Annotated in this window: 17 protein-coding genes, 6 tRNA genes and 1 riboswitch; of the genes, 15 read left to right on the top strand and 8 right to left on the bottom strand. The window is 66.2% G+C overall.

What is annotated here, in order from left to right:
• The 5 genes from LPN03_RS18800 to LPN03_RS18780 all read right to left on the bottom strand — a co-directional run.
• Window positions 1–1,438, bottom strand: a 1,438-nt coding sequence (locus LPN03_RS18800) for an RsmB/NOP family class I SAM-dependent RNA methyltransferase (protein ID WP_262455470.1), incomplete at its 3' end; no start/stop codon positions are given.
• Window positions 1,435–2,355 carry a methionyl-tRNA formyltransferase gene (gene fmt, locus LPN03_RS18795; protein WP_262455469.1) on the bottom strand — a complete coding sequence of 307 codons (921 nt, stop codon included), beginning with the start codon at window positions 2,353–2,355 and terminating at the stop codon, window positions 1,435–1,437. The genes LPN03_RS18800 and fmt, both read right to left, overlap by 4 nt.
• On the bottom strand, window positions 2,352–2,915 hold the full coding sequence (gene def, locus LPN03_RS18790; protein WP_165182868.1) for a peptide deformylase: 564 nt from the start codon (window positions 2,913–2,915) through the stop codon (window positions 2,352–2,354). The genes fmt and def overlap by 4 nt, the downstream gene beginning before the upstream one ends.
• 57 nt (window positions 2,916–2,972) lie before the next feature.
• Entirely contained in the window at window positions 2,973–3,815 is an 843-nt protein-coding gene (locus LPN03_RS18785) for a PD-(D/E)XK nuclease family protein (protein ID WP_262455467.1), read from the bottom strand.
• A gap of 293 nt (window positions 3,816–4,108) precedes the next feature.
• Window positions 4,109–4,183 (bottom strand) — tRNA-Val (locus LPN03_RS18780).
• Between the two features lie 429 nt (window positions 4,184–4,612).
• Between LPN03_RS18780 and LPN03_RS18775 the strand changes: the two genes are divergently transcribed.
• The 5 genes from LPN03_RS18775 to LPN03_RS18755 all read left to right on the top strand — a co-directional run bounded on the left by LPN03_RS18775 (window position 4,613) and on the right by LPN03_RS18755 (window position 5,222).
• Window positions 4,613–4,685 (top strand) — tRNA-Gly (locus tag LPN03_RS18775).
• A 23-nt stretch (window positions 4,686–4,708) separates the two neighbouring features.
• Window positions 4,709–4,782 (top strand) — tRNA-Cys (locus LPN03_RS18770).
• 62 nt (window positions 4,783–4,844) lie between these two features.
• A tRNA-Val gene (locus LPN03_RS18765) sits at window positions 4,845–4,916 on the top strand.
• An 80-nt stretch (window positions 4,917–4,996) separates the two neighbouring features.
• Window positions 4,997–5,069: transfer RNA gene (locus LPN03_RS18760), tRNA-Gly, on the top strand.
• Window positions 5,070–5,147: 78 nt separating this feature from the next.
• Window positions 5,148–5,222, top strand: a tRNA-Val gene (locus LPN03_RS18755).
• Window positions 5,223–5,281: 59 nt separating this feature from the next.
• On the opposite strand, the gene LPN03_RS18750 is transcribed toward LPN03_RS18755, so the two are convergent.
• Window positions 5,282–5,596, bottom strand: a complete 315-nt coding sequence (locus LPN03_RS18750; protein ID WP_165182866.1) for a DMT family transporter — start codon at window positions 5,594–5,596, stop codon at window positions 5,282–5,284.
• Window positions 5,597–5,643: 47 nt separating this feature from the next.
• Window positions 5,644–5,705: riboswitch (guanidine-III (ykkC-III) riboswitch) on the bottom strand.
• 140 nt (window positions 5,706–5,845) lie between these two features.
• Here LPN03_RS18750 and LPN03_RS18745 point away from each other — a divergent pair.
• Window positions 5,846–6,040 (top strand): antitoxin, encoded by a 195-nt coding sequence (locus LPN03_RS18745; protein WP_165182865.1) that lies wholly within the window; start codon window positions 5,846–5,848, stop codon window positions 6,038–6,040.
• Window positions 6,041–6,153: 113 nt separating this feature from the next.
• Here LPN03_RS18745 and zapE read toward each other — a convergent pair whose 3' ends face one another.
• Window positions 6,154–7,251 carry a cell division protein ZapE gene (gene zapE / locus LPN03_RS18740; protein WP_165182864.1) on the bottom strand — a complete coding sequence of 366 codons (1,098 nt, stop codon included), beginning with the start codon at window positions 7,249–7,251 and terminating at the stop codon, window positions 6,154–6,156.
• A gap of 259 nt (window positions 7,252–7,510) precedes the next feature.
• Between zapE and LPN03_RS18735 the strand changes: the two genes are divergently transcribed.
• The 3 genes from LPN03_RS18735 to ybaK are packed head-to-tail and all read left to right on the top strand — an operon-like array spanning window position 7,511 to window position 9,464.
• Window positions 7,511–8,431 (top strand): sulfurtransferase, encoded by a 921-nt coding sequence (locus LPN03_RS18735; RefSeq protein ID WP_165182863.1) that lies wholly within the window; start codon window positions 7,511–7,513, stop codon window positions 8,429–8,431.
• A 47-nt stretch (window positions 8,432–8,478) separates the two neighbouring features.
• Window positions 8,479–8,937, top strand: coding sequence for a SufE family protein (locus tag LPN03_RS18730; protein WP_165182862.1), 459 nt, complete (start codon window positions 8,479–8,481; stop codon window positions 8,935–8,937).
• 26 nt (window positions 8,938–8,963) lie between these two features.
• Window positions 8,964–9,464, top strand: coding sequence for a Cys-tRNA(Pro) deacylase (gene ybaK, locus LPN03_RS18725; protein WP_165182861.1), 501 nt, complete (start codon window positions 8,964–8,966; stop codon window positions 9,462–9,464).
• 143 nt (window positions 9,465–9,607) lie between these two features.
• On the opposite strand, the gene LPN03_RS18720 is transcribed toward ybaK, so the two are convergent.
• A complete protein-coding gene (locus LPN03_RS18720) occupies window positions 9,608–10,825 on the bottom strand; it encodes an alpha/beta hydrolase family protein (RefSeq protein WP_165182860.1) in 1,218 nt (405 codons plus the stop codon).
• A 124-nt stretch (window positions 10,826–10,949) separates the two neighbouring features.
• Between LPN03_RS18720 and LPN03_RS18715 the strand changes: the two genes are divergently transcribed.
• From LPN03_RS18715 to LPN03_RS18690, 6 genes are all read left to right on the top strand, one after another.
• Window positions 10,950–11,441: a hypothetical protein gene (locus LPN03_RS18715; RefSeq protein WP_165182859.1), complete on the top strand. Its 492-nt coding sequence runs from the start codon at window positions 10,950–10,952 to the stop codon at window positions 11,439–11,441.
• 14 nt (window positions 11,442–11,455) lie between these two features.
• On the top strand, window positions 11,456–11,890 hold the full coding sequence (gene msrB / locus LPN03_RS18710) for a peptide-methionine (R)-S-oxide reductase MsrB (RefSeq protein WP_165182858.1): 435 nt from the start codon (window positions 11,456–11,458) through the stop codon (window positions 11,888–11,890).
• 211 nt (window positions 11,891–12,101) lie between these two features.
• Window positions 12,102–13,475: a DUF6421 family protein gene (locus LPN03_RS18705; protein ID WP_262455471.1), complete on the top strand. Its 1,374-nt coding sequence runs from the start codon at window positions 12,102–12,104 to the stop codon at window positions 13,473–13,475.
• A gap of 18 nt (window positions 13,476–13,493) precedes the next feature.
• Window positions 13,494–14,282 carry an SDR family NAD(P)-dependent oxidoreductase gene (locus LPN03_RS18700; RefSeq protein ID WP_262455465.1) on the top strand — a complete coding sequence of 263 codons (789 nt, stop codon included), beginning with the start codon at window positions 13,494–13,496 and terminating at the stop codon, window positions 14,280–14,282.
• 10 nt (window positions 14,283–14,292) lie between these two features.
• Window positions 14,293–15,366: a threonine aldolase family protein gene (locus LPN03_RS18695; RefSeq protein WP_262455464.1), complete on the top strand. Its 1,074-nt coding sequence runs from the start codon at window positions 14,293–14,295 to the stop codon at window positions 15,364–15,366.
• Window positions 15,367–15,459: 93 nt separating this feature from the next.
• Complete coding sequence (locus LPN03_RS18690; protein WP_165182855.1) at window positions 15,460–16,029, top strand: DUF3000 domain-containing protein; 570 nt, start codon at window positions 15,460–15,462, stop codon at window positions 16,027–16,029.
• Window positions 16,030–16,075 lie beyond the last annotated feature (46 nt).

The raw sequence follows: 16,075 nt of genomic DNA, 5'->3' as shown, positions 1-16,075 counted from the left end.
GGACCGGCAGCGGCGAGCCGGCATTTCCGGCGTCCAGCTTCCCCGTGAGGCTCACGGCGTCAAGGGCTGCTCCGGCGTCGAGCAGTTCAAGGTCGGTGCGTCCCCGCAACGCGTCGTCCACCACGGCCAGGGTCTCGGCGATGTGCGGCGAACACGTCACATAGGCCACCACTCCCCCGCGTTTTACGGCGGAGAGGGCCGAGTCGAGCAGTTCGCGCTGCAGCGGGCCCAGCTCGGAGACATCGGAGAGCTGGCGGCGCCAGCGGGACTCGGGCCGGCGCCGCAGGGCGCCCAGGCCGGTGCAGGGCGCGTCCACCAGGATGCGGTCAAAGGACTCGGGGTGCTCCCGGCCCACGTCGCGGCCGTCTCCCGTGCGCACCGTCCAGGCGTCTTCCGGAATGGCGGCCATGGCTTGTTCAACGAGCCGGGCCCGGTGCGGCGTGGGTTCGTTGGCCAGGATCCAGGCACCCTGTTCGGCGGCCAGCGCGGCCAGCAGGGCGGCCTTTCCGCCGGGCCCTGCGCACATGTCCAGCCAGCGTTCCTCGCCGTCGGTGCGTTCCGATGTGAGTTCAGCAGCGGCAAGGGCGCGGGCCACCAGCTGCGAACCGACATCCTGGACCCGGACGGTGCCCTCGCGGACGGACGACAGCCGGCCCAGGTCCCCGCCGGGGGAAAGCGCCGAATCAATGACCAGGGGGCCGGGCGTGAACCCGGCGTCAAATGCCTCGTCGAGGCTGCCCAGGCCGGGCAGTGCCACCAGATTCACCACGGGCGCGGCATTGTCGGCTTCCAGCAGCGCCGTGATTTCGGCGGCGTCGCGGCCGTGGGCCACGAGGGCCTGGCGCAGCGAGCGGACAATCCATTCGGGGTGGGATTCGGTGATGGAGGCAATCTTGACATCGTCCGTGAGGCCGTCCGTCAGTTGCGCCAGCCACTCCTGCAGGCTTTGGGCGGACACCCTCCGCAGCACGGCATTGATGAGGGCTGACGGGCCGGCCCCGATGACAGCGCGGGCCAGGCCCACGGTCTGGTCGAGTGCCGCATGGGCCGGCACGCGCATGGCCAGCAGCTGGTGGACGCCGATGCGCAGCGCGTCGAGGATGGCAGGATCAAGTTCGGACAGCGGCCGGTCCACGCAGCGGGCCAGGATGGCGTCGTAGCTGCCCTGCCCGCGGAGGGCGCCATAGGCCAGTTCGGTGGCGAAGCCGGCGTCCCGCCGGTCCAGATGGTGGTGGCGGATGCGTGCCGGCATGACCAGGTTGGCGTAGGCGTCATCGGCTGAAACAGCCCGCAGTACTTCATAGGCCACCAGCCGGGCCGGGTCTGCGGCCCGGGTGCGCTGGGACGGTGCCGCAGTGGTGCGATTCCGCCCGGTGGCGCGGTTGCGTTCGCGCCCCGCGCTGTCCCGGCGGCGTACGCCGCCATGCTCACTGGTCATTCAAACACCACATCTTCCTTGTTCGCCAGGCCGCGGGCCCAGTCGCTTGCGTTCATCAGTTTCTTGCCGGCGGGTTGCACGTCCGCCAGTTGCACGGCGTGGGAGCCGGTTCCCACCAGGACGGCCCGGCCGTCAAGGCGCACCCTGCCGGGGGCCAGCCCGCTGACGTCCGGGCGGAGTGCCACCGGGCCCAGCTTGAAGCGCTGTCCGCCCAGCGTGGTCCAGGCGCCCGGCTCGGTGGTGACGCCCCTGACCCTGCGGCTGATGGCCAGCGCGGGGTGGTCCCAGCACACATGGCCGTCTTCCAGCGTGAGCTTGGGGGCAAGGGAAACGTCGCCTTGCTGGGGCACCCCGGCCGCCTGCCCGGCGTCGAGCGCGGCAAGGGTCTGCGCGAGGAGCACGGCCCCGCTGTGGGAGAGGCGTTCAAGCAGCGCGGCGCTGGTGTCGGTGGCGCGGACGGTTTCGGTCATGGTGCCGTAGGCAGGGCCGGTGTCGAGCCCTTTTTCCAGCAGGAACGTGGTGGCCCCCGTGACCTCGTCGCCGTTGATGAGCGCGTGCTGCACGGGTGCCGCCCCCCGCCATGCGGGCAGCAGCGAAAAGTGCAGGTTGATCCAGCCGTGGGGCGGAAGGGACAGCGCGTCCTCGGGAATCAGGGCCCCGTAGGCCACGATGGCGGCCACATCGGGGGCAGCTTCGGCGATGGCGGCAACGGCCGCGGCGTCAATGCGGCCGGCCTTGATGACCGGAAGGCCAAGGTCCTGGGCGCGTACGGCAACGGGCGACGGCGTGAGTACCCGTTTGCGCCCCACCGGCGCGTCCGGACGGGTCAGGACGGCGACGATTTCATGTCCGTCCGCCCGCAGGGCTTCCAGGGACGGCAGGGCGACGGCGGGCGTGCCGGCAAAAAGGACCCTCACTGCGCCGCGCCTGCACCAAAGGCGGAGCCAACGGTGCGGGAGCGCTTGGCAACGGTCTGGGCAGTCACGTCGTGGTAGTTGGCCGTGCGGATGGCGCGCAGGGCGTCCTTTCGGTCGTCCCCGTCCAGCCGGTCCACGTACAGCTTGCCGTTGAGGTGGTCGGTTTCATGCTGGAAGCACTTGGCCAGCTGGCCTGTGGCCTCCATGTCAAGGGGCTCACCGTGCAGGTCGACCCCCGTGATCCGCACCCAACGGTGCCGGCGTACGTTGAATCCCAGCCCCGGAACGGACAGGCAGCCTTCGGGTTGGTCCGGCTGGAAGTCGTCGCTGGCCACGATGACGGGGTTGATGACGTGGCCTTCCTGGCCGTCCACGGAATAGGTGAAAATGCGTTTGCTGACGCCCACCTGCGGTGCGGCCAGGCCCGCCCCCCGCACATCCACCATGGTCTCGGTCATGTCCTCAATGAGCTTGGCCAGTTCAGGGCCGAAGTCCGTCACGTCCCCCGCTACAGTTCGCAGGACGGGGTCGCCGATGATGCGGATGCTCAGGATGGCCATGGGTGGGGACCTCACTTAGATGTTGAATTGCTGTCCGTCCAGTCTAGTTGGCGATCGTCACCTGGCGGGCGGGACAATGGGGAGCAGGGGCTGCCCGGCCCGGGCGGCGTCAAGGGAGGTTTGCCAGACCCGCCGCAGCGACGCGAACTTGAACCAGTGTTCCTTCAGGACGGCGGGGTTGGCGCGTTCGGTGCGGACTTCCGTTTCGCCAATCGCCACGCCCAGCAGCACCGGATCCTGCCCGTACCTCCAGGCCTCCCAGGTCCCGGCCGCCTCATCCACAATGGATTCCTCGGCCTTCATCCCGGCCACCAGCTGCATGACCACCTTGGCATCCAAGGCCTTGACCTGGCCGTTGCGGTCGGTTCCCTTGGTTTTGTAGTCGATGATGCACAGCTTGCCGCCAATGGTGGCGACCAGGTCCAAGGTGCCGGCGTATCCGAGGGACTCATTCCACACCGTGATTTCAGGGGCCAGCGGCTGCACTTGGTATTCATTCCACCAGGCGTCAAAGCGGTCGGCGAACTTTTCCTCCCCCTTCTCAGCAAGCGACGCCCGTGCCGTCAGCAGCTGTTCCGGGCGTCCCAGGGCCCGCAGCGAGACCTGTTCACAGTAGTAGTGGACCCGGTCCCCGCGCGAAGCGGCGGCGTCCCGGTACTGTTCGGCGGCATTGGAGCTGTCGCGCACCACGGTGCGCAACTGCCGGGGATTGCCGACGGCGGTGCCAAGGTCAGGGTGGTTCGCCACGGCGTTGGCCGCCATGTAGCCGATCCAACCGTCCAGGCTGTTCGCCTGCTGTCCAATCACTGTGGTGATAGAGGGAACCTTGGGCGGTTCAGTCAAGGAGCGGGCGTACATGCGCCCAAGTTCTGTGGAGTGTGCCAATGCCGGTGCCGTCATGGTTCCACTATTTCACCACCGACGGACACGGTGCACCCTGCGCGGCGCAACTGTGGATAACCCAGGCCGAGACCGAAATGTGCGGCCCTGCCAGATATCGGCCTGATAACAATAGTCCACTCGAATGCCAAACCCGTTGCCGGTGCCGCTATCCACCTGTACAGTCAAAAATGTTGGCCTGCACGGCCGAGGCCGGACAGTAGCTGTCACATTTTTGGGGGAGCCTCGGAAAGCAACCCTCACGAAAAAGCCCCGCTCCCTGCGTTGAAAGCAGGTGAGCGGGGCTTTTATTCTGGTGGGCGATACTGGGTTCGAACCAGTGACCTCTTCGGTGTGAACGAAGCGCGCTACCACTGCGCCAATCGCCCAAGCAAAGGCTCCATCCGCTGATGTTTCCACCTGCGGGCCAAGCTCTTTCCTCGTTGCGTTCAATAGACTAGCCCAAACTTTCCCGTGGTCATAATTGAGCCAAAATACGGGAACCGGCGGCCGGGACAGAGCCGCAATATGGCCGCGGAATCCGGCCCGCACCGCCAACCGCGTGACCACCGACACATCAACGTGTTGTCGAAAAGGTGGCCCCGGCACCCCAAAAAACGGCCCAAATGACAGGCCTGTAATTCGATTCCCGGCCGCAAAAACCCCGCCAATTCAACGATCCAGGCGGCACGCGGCGGGAGGCTCCCACCCGAAGGGATCCTCGATTTGGCATTTGGGAAAAGGCTCGGGTACAGTTTTCATCGCAGCAACACGGAACACCGAAGCGGAAACGCAACGGCCTGGGAAATGTAGCTTCTGCGGTTGTAGCTCAGCTGGTAGAGCACCACCTTGCCAAGGTGGATGTCGCGAGTTCGAATCTCGTCAACCGCTCGCAGGACACCGTTCAGTTTCACGGTGGGGTGGCCGAGAGGCGAGGCAACGGCCTGCAAAGCCGTGTACACGGGTTCGAATCCCGTTCCCACCTCCATATATGGCTGAACCAAAGTGTTTCGCTGGACAGTGATTGTGTACAGTACAGTGGAATGCATTGGGCGATTGGCGCAGCGGTAGCGCGCTTCCCTGACACGGAAGAGGTCACTGGTTCGATCCCAGTATCGCCCACGAATGATCCTTTAAGGATCATTCCCCGGTGAAAACCGGACAATGCAATATAGCAACAAATGGCAATACAGCAACAAAATGCGGTCGTAGCTCAGCTGGTAGAGCACCACCTTGCCAAGGTGGATGTCGCGAGTTCGAATCTCGTCGACCGCTCGGATTGACCATGAACTGCCGGAATCCCTCGGGTTCCGGCAGTTTTGGTCTCAATCCGGATTTTCCAAGAATGCTCTTGGGCGATTGGCGCAGCGGTAGCGCGCTTCCCTGACACGGAAGAGGTCACTGGTTCGATCCCAGTATCGCCCACCACGGCATGTTCGACGGCGGCGCAACCTTGGCGCCGCCGTCGGCCGTTTAAGAGGGTGTGCCTAGTGGGCCAGCTTCAGCCCCACAATGCATGAGATAAGCCCCAGCAGCAACAGCACCTTGAGCAGGGAGACCGTCTCGGCGCCCGTGGCCATCGCATACGCCACGGTCAGGGAAGCGCCGATCCCCACCCACACCGCGTAGGCAGTGCCCGTGGGAAGCGTGCGCATGGCCCAGGCCAAACCGGCCATGCTTCCCACCAGGGCCACTGCGAACACCACCGTGGGTCCCGCCTTGCTGAATCCCATGCTCCGGCCCAGTGCCGTCGCCCAAACAGCCTCGAGCACTCCTGAAACAACTAAAACAATCCATCCCATGACAACGTCCCTTCGGGTGAGGTGAACCTGCGCCTGCTGCTGCAGGCCACGCGCCGTCTTGTCGCTGGCCGGGTACGGCGCACCTCGTCCGGGTGCCTGGTGGCTTCCTGCAATTCTGGCACAGACGGCCCCACCCCGCCCTTGGACCTCCTGCGACTGCCCTAAAAAGTCGTTGACATCTCGGCTGGGACCACTAGGCTGTTTAGGAGTTGGGGCGCCAATGGCCCCACGAGTGAAGGGAGGTGCCTTGTGTCTATTTTTGACGATATCAAGGGCAAGGCCGAGGAACTGATCGGAAGTCACGGAGATCAGGTCAAGGACGGCATCGAGAAGGCCGGCGACTTTGTCGACGACAAGACCGGTGGCAAGTTCAAGGACCAGGTCGACGGGATTCAAAAGGCAGGTTCGGACTACGTGGACGGACAGAGCCAGGCCGGGCAGTAAACTCAAGCCCCTTCGCCCCTGAATTGGCGTCAAGAAGGGCGCCGGTCCCGTCGAGAGACGGCACCGGCGCCTTTTCGCTTTTAAGCGATGTTTGCAAGGCCTCGCGGGATGTTTTAGGAAATGGCCGGGGAAACGGCGGATGCCACGGGCGTGTCCGCCGCCACGGCTTCCGGGGCAGGAGATTCCTGCGCCTCGCGGGCCAGCGCCATGAGCCGCGAGACAGCCCGGAAGTACTTCTTTTGGTATCCCCCGGCCATCATTTCGGGGGTGAACAGGGCGTCAAGCGCTGCGCCGCTTCCAAGGATCGGCACGTCCTTGTCGTACAGCCGGTCTGCCAGCACCACAAAACGCAGGGCCACCGATTGCTCCGTAATGGTGCGCACATTGCGCCACACGACGGCGTCGATTCCCTCGAGCAGCTGGCGGTAGCGGGAAGGGTGGACGCCTGCCAAGTGGTCCACCAGGGTCCCGAAATCATCCACCGCCACCGTCCTGCCGGCAAACTCCCTGCGCATGGCCGCGTCCAGTTCGCTGTTGGCCAGCGGCTCCGGCGGTGTCGGAAGGCCGCGGTGGCGGAAGTCCTCGCCGTCAATGTGCAGGATGTCGAACTGGTCCGCCAGCACCTGTATTTCGCGCTTGAAGTCAACGGCGGCAAATCGACCGTCGCCCAAGGCGCCGGGCAGGGTGTTGGACGTTGCAGCCAGCTTCACCCCGGCGTCCGCCAGCTCCCGCATCAAGCGGGACATCAGCACGGTGTCGCCCGGGTCATCAAGCTCAAACTCATCAATGCAGACCAGCGTGTAGCTGCTGAGCGCTTCCACCGTCTTGCGGAAGGAAAGGGCCCCCACCAGGTTGGTGTACTCCACAAACGTGCCAATGGCCTTGGGCCCGTCCACCTGGTGCCACAGGGCAGAGAGCAGGTGGGTCTTCCCGACGCCGAAGCCGCCGTCAAGGTAGATGCCGGCGCGGGTTTCGGCCTTCTTGGCCTTGCCGCCAAACAGCTTTCGCAGCCCGGATACCGGCTTGGCGGCGGCATGGCTGCCAAACTCCTCCAGCACCCGCACCGCTTCCGCCTGTGACGGCTGGGACGGATCGGGACGGTAGCTGGCAAAAGACACTTCGCCAAACCGCGGTGACGGGACGAATCCCTTTAGCAGTTCGTCCACGGACACTGCCGGCCGGCGGGTGGAGAGTTGCTCAACTTGTACCAAAGACTGATCCGTTTCATCAGGGATAACCAATAACTGCCACTTTTCACGCGGACGCGCACCCCCCCAAGTTTACGCACGCGGATATTGCGCCACGTTAACGCGGGGAAGTATTCAACCCCATGAATGGTTACTGTTGAAAACGAGGACATCACTTACGCTGCAGACCTACAGCGTTCATCCAGCCTCAGTCCGTGCCAACGAATCGTCCCGGAATTTCCCGGCGGCGCCTGGAAGCGGGCTGTCCAAAGGAAGGGGCATCATGCCTGTTGCAGTTGAAACGAATGAGAAGTTTGCCACCTACGCACACCCGGAGCGCCTGGTATCCACCGAGTGGCTTGCCAAGGCCCTGGCCGACGGCGCCACGAACGACGGCAGCCTGGTGGTTGTTGAATCCGACGAGGACGTGCTCCTCTACGAGACCGGCCACATTCCCGGCTCGGTCAAGATTGACTGGCACACGGACCTGAACGACGACGTGGCCCGCGACTACATTGACGGTGCGGCTTTTGCGAAGCTCGCCGCCGCCAAGGGCATCTCCCGGGACACCACCGTGGTGGTTTACGGCGACAAGTCCAACTGGTGGGCTGCCTACGCCCTGTGGGTCTTCACCCTGTTCGGCCACGAGGACGTCCGCCTGCTCGACGGCGGCCGCGACAAGTGGATTGCCGAAGGCCGGGAACTGACCACCGACGCCACTGCGGTCACCCCCGCCGCCGGCTACCCGGTTGTGGAGCGCAATGACGCACCCATCCGCGCGTACAAGGAAGACGTGCTGGCCCACCTGGGCAAGCCGCTCATCGACGTCCGCTCCCCGGAAGAGTACTCGGGAGAGCGCACCCACATGGCCGCCTACCCGCAGGAAGGCACGCTGCGCGGCGGGCACATCCCGACGGCTGCCTCCATCCCGTGGGGACGGGCTGCCGACACCGACGGCACCTACCGCAGCCGCGAAGAGCTCGAAGCCCTCTACCTCGGCGAAGCCGGCCTGAAGCCGGGCGACGACGTGGTGGCCTACTGCCGCATCGGCGAGCGGTCCAGCCACACCTGGTTCGCCCTCAAGTACCTGCTGGGCTTCGAGACCGTCCGCAACTATGACGGTTCCTGGACGGAGTGGGGCAACAGCGTCCGCGTTCCGATCGTGAAGGGCACCGAGCGCGGCGAACTGCCCTCGGCAAACTGACCCCAGCGGTTACACACCCAACTGAAAAGAAACGTACGCTTGAGTCAATGACTACTTCACAAGCACTTCCACAGGCGTTGGCAGAGATCGTGAACGATTTCCAGGAGCTCGAAGAGCGTGACCGCTTGACCCTCCTGCTGGAATTCTCACGGTCGCTGCCGGCCCTGCCGGAACGACTGTCGAACCATCCGGAACTCCTAGAGCAGGTGGTGGAATGCCAGTCGCCGCTGTTCCTGACCGTCGAATCCGAAAAGACAGACCACGGCGACGTCATCCGGCTGTTCTTCCAGGCACCCCCGGAGGCACCCACCACGCGTGGCTTCGCCTCGGTCCTCTTTGAGGGCCTGGACGGCCTCACGGCCGAGGAAATTCTGGCAGTGCCCGACGACATGCCGGAACAACTGGGCCTGACCCGGGCCATCTCCCCGCTGCGCATGCGCGGCATGTCGGCCATGCTGGGGCGGGTCAAGCGCAAGATCCGCGGAGGGGTCCGCCCCGCCGCCTAGCGTGCTCCGGGTGGCATACTGCTTCCATGGCCAAGAATAAAGCTGCTGGAAGCGCCGGCACCCCCGCCACGGTCGCACTGACCGCGGCAGGGGTGCCTTTTACTGCCCACGCCTACGCCCACGACCCGTCCGCGGCGAGCTTCGGCATGGAGGCCGCAAATGTCCTCCAGGTGCCGCCGGAACAGGTGTTCAAGACCCTCATGGCCGACGTGGACGGGACCCTGGCCGTCGCCGTCGTGCCTGTCAACGGCACACTTGACCTCAAGGCCCTGGCCCACGCCATGGGCCGCAAGAAGGCGGCCATGGCCGATCCCGCCACCGCCCAGCGCCGCACCGGCTACGTACTCGGTGGCATCTCGCCCCTGGGCCAGCGCCAGCGCTCCCCCACCGTGGTGGACGAATCCGCCCTCTCCTTTGCCACCATCTTTGTCTCGGGGGGCCGCCGCGGCTTTGACGTGGAGCTCTCCCCCGCCGACCTCATCACCCTGACAGGCGCGACGACGGCGAAAATCGGCCACCCCGCGTAATCGCACAAGGGACTCTGGCGTCCTCCACGGGATGGGGGCTGGTGCCCGCACCGCGCCACACACGACTCCGTCGGTGTGTCCGCGGCGACGCCCACCACGCCGCCAGCCCCCATCCCGCTCCGGACGCCTCCGTCCCGCCGGCGCTAGTCCCGCGGCAGGCCGTATCTTCCCAGGCGTGGCCGCAGCCAGGATTCCACGACGTTTTCCCAGCGGTCCGGATCCACATTCCATTCCTTGGTGTGGCGGGCCTTGCTGAAGGGTTCGAAGGTGACCATTTCGGGGTTGCGCTTGGCCAGTTCTGCCGTGGGCTCGTAGGGAACGAAGTCGTCGTCGATGCTGTGCAGGATGAGGGTGGGCGTGCGCAGTTCGACGGCGCGGCCCACCCAGTCCATGCTCTTGAGGTTTACGGGGGCGGCCAGGCCGGTGATGCGCCGTCCCAGGGGGTGGCTGAGCATGAACTGCCCATAGCGCCCCACATAGTCGGGGATGCGGTTGAGCTGGGCCTGGTGGGCCAGCACGTTGACCCAGTCGATGACAGGGGCGTCCAGGACCATGGCCAGGATGCGCTTGCGGTTGCGGGCGAGGTCGGCGGCCTGCAGGCTGATGGCCCCGCCCATGGAGAAGCCAAAAAGGACCACATCCTTGGCACCGTGTGCCACCGCGAAGTCGATGGCGGCCTCAACGTCCGCCCATTCGGTGACGCCCAGCCCGTACCGGCCGTCCGGCGCGGCGGGGGCGTCGCCGTCGTTCCTGTAGGAGATCAGCAGGGAATCCATGCCGAGCCTGTGGGCGGCGGCAACGGCGCGCAGCCCTTCGGAGCGGGTGGCCCCGCGGCCGTGGACCATGATGGCCCAGGTTGGCAGCGCGTTGGGGGCCCGGACCAGCCAGGCCGGGGCGGGGCCGCCCGGCAGCGCGAGCGTGACGTCCTCGCTGTCAAGGCCAAGCTCGTCGGGATGGGCGTAGATGCTGCCGGACCACCAGCCCTGTGTCGCCGTGCGCAGTTCGCCGCCATGGACGGAAAGGACGTCCCGGGTGACGCTGCCCTCGCGGGGAACATAGTCCACAATCCGGCCCACCACGGCATGGGCCAGGCCGCCGTCGAAGTAGATGGCGAAGGTGCCGTCAATGATGGTGTCGGCCGTGGCGTCCAGCACCACCTGCATCCGGGGCCCGTCGGAAATGACCGCCAGGATGGAGAGGTCGTCGGCCCGGGTTTTCTCGGGGGTGACCACCTTGCGGGCGAAATACGCGGCCAGCGCGGACGTGGCGGACGCCACTGTCAGCGCCGCGGCTCCGGCAGCACCGGCACCCAGCGCCCCCCACTTGAGCCACTTGCTGGACTGTTGCACCGAGGTTGCCATACCCCCATTCTGCCCACCGCCAGTGGGAGCGTCGAGCGGCGCACCGGAGGGGCGGAAACTTTCACCGGCAACATTTTGGCCAGGTGGCGGGCGAATCTTCCCCCCGGACGCCTAAGCTGGTGCAATGAGCGAGTCGATCATCATCCTGACCGAAGAACCCCTGAGTGCTGTCGATGCCGAAAACATCATGGACCTGTATGGGCCCGACGACGACGTCGAGCTGGTGCTGCTGGTCCCGGCCAACACCAAGCGAAACCTGCTGGTGGACGTCATCGACCAGCTGACCATGCTGGATGTCCCGGGCGCCCTGCGCGAATTCCGGGAGAAGCCGGACACAGAGACAGTCCGGGCCGGGGCCCGGGACATACTGCAAGCTTCACTGTCGGTGCTGCTGGCCGCCGGCGCCAAGGCCAGCGGCCGGGTGGCCGACGGCGACGCCGTGGCTTCCCTGGTGGCCCAGGTCAACGACTCCGACGCCCGGCAGGCAGTGGTGGTCACCCGCCCGCACGCCGTGGCGGACACTTTCCGGCAGGACTGGGCACACCAGGCCCAGCGCAAATTGGGCCTGCCCGTGCTGCACCTTTATTCCGGCTCGGGATTTATTGGCGACTCCTGAACGTTGTAGAAATTATGAGCGAAGCTGTAACCCCCACCCCCCAGTCCCCCACCGTGGTCAAGTCTGAATCCGAATGGCGGCAGGAGCTGACGCCGGACGAATTTGCCGTGCTGCGCCAGGCCGCCACCGAGCGGCCCTTTACGGGCGAGTACTGGGACTCCACCCAGGAGGGCGTGTATGCGTGCCGCGCGTGCGGCGCGGAGCTGTTCACGTCCAAGGAGAAGTTCCATTCCCACTGCGGCTGGCCGTCCTTCTTTGCCCCGCTGGCGGATGGGACGGTGAGGTACCTGCACGACAAGTCCCTCGGCATGGAACGCATCGAGGTGCGCTGCGCAGCCTGTGACTCGCACCTGGGTCACCTGTTCAAGGGCGAAGGCTACGACACCCCCACGGACGAGCGGTTCTGCATCAACTCCGTTTCGCTGCGCCTCAAGCAGGCCGGCGGGTAGGCGGCAGCCCCGCGGGGAGCCCGAGCGGGCAATCCAAAAGCGGCGCCGGCCAAGCACTGACAATGCTGTGGCAGCGCCGCTTTTTCCGGTCCGTCAGCATGACAATTGCTTATGCTTGGGAATATGGCACATAAGTTTTGCTGTCCCATTGGTACGCTCGAAAAAATTCGTTCAGCACCAACGCAAAGGACTGGCACCCATGAGCATCACCATGGCCGCACCCGGCACAGCCCCCGGAATCGACTACACCTCCCTGGCCGCGGAACCGGCATGGATGTCCCTCAAGGGGGCCGCCACCGAGTTACAGGGCCTTCAGGCCAAGGACGGCTCCGTGCCCGATGCGGCCGACCATGCCCGGGCGAAGGAGCTCATCGGCACCGTCACGGCCTCGATCACGGAACTGGCCCCGCACTTCCCCCACGACGCGGACTACCTGCGCCTTGCGGTGGCCGATTTCACCAAGTGGGCCGATGCCGGGCTGGGCGTCCCCGACTTCCTTGATTCGCTGCTGGCCTTTGCTCCCGCCGCACACCGCGTGAACGGCCTGGGCCACCTGGTGGTCTTTCCCATGTACACCCAGAACGGCTCCACCTCCCGCCTGGTCGAGGCAGTCCTGGTGGAGGTCATCTGGCCCGAGTTCATTGGCGAACTGGAGGCCGGCAGCTACTCCAACAAGCTGTTTGTACCGCTGCGCTTCATCGACTTCACGCCCGGCTATGACAGCAACTCCGCCGTGCTGTTCCCGGAAAGCGTGGCCGTCCGGGAAACCCCTTCCTTCACCTGGGGCGCCATCTTCCAGGACCGCGAGGCCGCACGTTTCCGCCGCGTGGTCCGGGAGGCCGCCGCGGTGACCCGGCTGGATTTGCCGGCAGACGCCGTCGAGCTACTGGACAACCAGGCCCTGACCCAGGAAACCTTTGTCATGTGGGACCTCATCCATGACAGGACGCACATGCGCGGTGACCTGCCCTTCGACCCCTTCATGATCAAGCAGCGCATGCCCTACTTCCTGTACTCGCTGGAGGAACTGCGCTGCGACCTCACCGCGTACCGGGAATCAGTTGCCGTTGAGAAGGACGAAAAGGCATCCCCGGAGGCCCGCCGGCACGCCAAGCTGGTCCAGTACGCCGTGATCTTTGACAGGATCTTCCGCTTCGCCATCACAGGCAGCCGCGTGCGCAACTATGACGGCCTGGGCGGGCAGCTGCTCTTCGCGTGGCTCCACCAGCACCACGTCCTCCACTGGACGGACACGAAACTGACCATTGACTGGGACGAGGTCCCGGACATGGTGATCGCCCTGGGCCACGCCATCGAGGAGCTGTACTGGCACTCCATCGACCGGCCCAAGCTGGCGCACTGGCTCGCCGCCTACGAGCTGGTCTCCGGCACGCTGACCCCGAACCCGGCGTCGACCTGGGCCAAGGGCCCCGACGCCCTGCCGCTGACGGCCCCGCTGCGGGAGATCACCGACCAGGTCATGGACGACGAATTCCCGCTCTCCATGTTCTACGAAGCGCTGAACAAGAAAATGCGTGGAGTCATTGAGTCCACCTCCGGCATCACCGGTTCCAGCGCGGCGTAGGTGGGTACTGTTGGAGGCATGAACACAACAGCTCCCATCGTGGTGGCCGGCGGCAGCAGCGCCGCCGGCATCGCCGTGGCATCCGCCCTGGTCTCCGCCGGTTTCCCCGTCATGACCGTGGGGTCCGACGCCGGACGCATAGGGGCGGCGGCCGCCCTCACCGGCGGTGCCGTACCCCGGGTGTGCGACCTTGCGGACCCTGCGGCCGTGCAGGAACTGGCGGACACCGTCCGGCGCGGGTACGGCGCCGCGGGCGGGCTCATCCACCTGGTGGGCGGCTGGCGCGGCGGCAAGTCCCTGTCCGCGCAGGTGGATGCGGACTGGGACTTCCTGCACCGCTCCGTGCTCACCACGCTGCGCAACACCAGCCGGGCGTTTTACGACGACATCGGCGCCCACGCCAACGGCCGCATCGCCATCGTCTCCTCCACGGCAGTGACGTCTCCGACGCCGGGCAATGCGAACTATGCCGCAGTCAAGGCCGCCGCCGAGACCTGGGTGATGGCCCTGGCCGCGGGACTGGCCGCGGATGCAGTGGTCGGCGCCGCCGCCGGCGAGCTGCTGCCCTCGGGCGGACTGGCCACGGCGGATGCCGGCGCAACCACGGCGCAGGCCGCGCGCGCCGGCGACGGGCCGGCCGCCGTCGTGCTGGTGGTGAAGGCCCTGGTGGATGACGCCATGCGCGCCGCCTCGCCCGAAAGGAAGTTCCCGGGTTTCACCGACGTCGCCGCACTGGGGCAGACTGTGGTGGGGCTCTTTTCCACTCCTGCGGGGCAGCTCAACGGCGCCCGCATCGTACTCAACTAGAAGGCTTGCAGTGACCACTGACACCATTTCGTCCCCCTCCCGCCTGCACGACCCGGCCGTGCGCAGCTTTGCCTCGGACAATTACTCCGGCGTCCATCCGGAGGTGCTGGCCGCCCTGGCCGCAGCAAACGAGGGGCACCAGGTGTCCTACGGCGAGGACGTGTACACCGTGCGGCTGGGTGAAAAACTGGCGGAACTGTTCGGCAAGCCCGTGGACGTGTTCCCCGTTTTCAACGGCACCGGGGCGAACGTGACGGCCCTGCAGTCACTGCTGCCGCGCTGGGGCGCCGTGGTGTGCGCCACGACGGCGCACATCAACTGCGATGAAAATGGCGCGCCCGAACGCGTGGGCGGCATGAAGCTGCTGGCTGTGGCCACACCCGACGGCAAGCTGACGCCTGCGCTCATTGACAAGGAAGCCTGGGGCTTTGGCGACGAGCACCGCGCGCAGCCCCTGGCCGTCTCCATCACACAGACCACCGAGCTGGGCACCTGCTACACGCCCGCCGAGGTCAAGGCCATCTGCGACCATGCCCACTCCCTGGGGATGAAGGTCCACATGGACGGCGCCCGGCTGGCCAACGCGGCCGCCTTCCTGGACGTGCCGGTGCGGGAGTTCACCTCCGACGCCGGCGTGGACATTCTCTCCTTCGGCGGCACCAAGAACGGCATCATGTTTGGCGAGGCCGTGGTGGCCCTCAACCCCGCGGCCGCCGACGGTTTGATCTACCTGCGCAAGATGAACATGCAGCTGGCCTCGAAGATGCGCTTCATCTCCGCCCAGCTGCTGGCCCTGCTTGAGGACGGCCTGTGGCTGAAGTCGGCCGGCCACGCCAACGCCATGGCAGCCAGGCTCCGCGCAGCCGTGGACGGGATTCCCCAGGTGCATGCCACGCAGGCCACCGAGTCCAACGGGATCTTCGCAGTGCTGCCCGAGGGCGTGGCCGACCGCCTGCGCGAATCGTTCCGCTTTTACGACTGGAACGAGGCCGCCCGCGAGGTGCGCTGGATGTGTTCCTTCGACACCACCGAAGAGGACATTGACGCATTCGTGGCGGCCATCCGCCGCGAAGTCGGCGCCTGACCGCTGCGGACCCGCTGCGCCCTGTGGGCCCGGCGCAGGCGCCCAGCGGCGCGCCTGCGCCGGAACCAGGTGCGAACGCAATAACCTGCCAAGGTGAGCACACCGCAGCTGCTTCCCCCCGATTTCCAGGCCGCCCTGGCCTCGCTGCGGGCCGCCCAAAACCGCAGCGAACTCACGCTTGAGGAAATACCCGCCCCCACCAGGCTGGCCCCTTTCGGGGTGGCCTTGGGTGCCGAGGTCATGGCCGACGGCGAGGAACTCGCCACGGGGCGCTTCATCCTGCTCCACGATCCCAACGGGTCCCCCCTGTGGGAGGGCACGTTCCGGATTGTCACCTACATCAGGGCGCAGCTGGAGGCCGACATTGGCAATGACGCGCTGCTGGGCAATGTCGCCTGGGCCTGGCTGGTGGAAGCCCTCGAGGAGCACGGCGCGGGCCACCGTTCCGCCGGCGGCACGGCCACCCGGATTCTCTCCGAAAGCTACGGCACACTGGCCGCCCGCCCCGACGCCGTTGACATCGAGCTCCGGGCTTCGTGGACGCCCACGTCCGCGGCCGTCCAGCCACATCTGGAGGCATGGTCGCAAATGGTCTGCACCTTTGCCGGGCTTCCCCCCGTGCCCGACGGCGTCACCCTCCTCCCGCCGCGGCGCCGCCGTTAGGCCATTCGCTAGACTGGACCCATCATGATCAACCCAAAAACCAGCG

This window comes from Arthrobacter sp. A2-55 (assembly GCF_025548615.1).
Taxonomy (GTDB): domain Bacteria; phylum Actinomycetota; class Actinomycetes; order Actinomycetales; family Micrococcaceae; genus Specibacter; species Specibacter silviterrae.
Note: the sequence above shows the minus strand (reverse complement) of the source record. Positions and strands in the feature narration are given on the sequence as shown.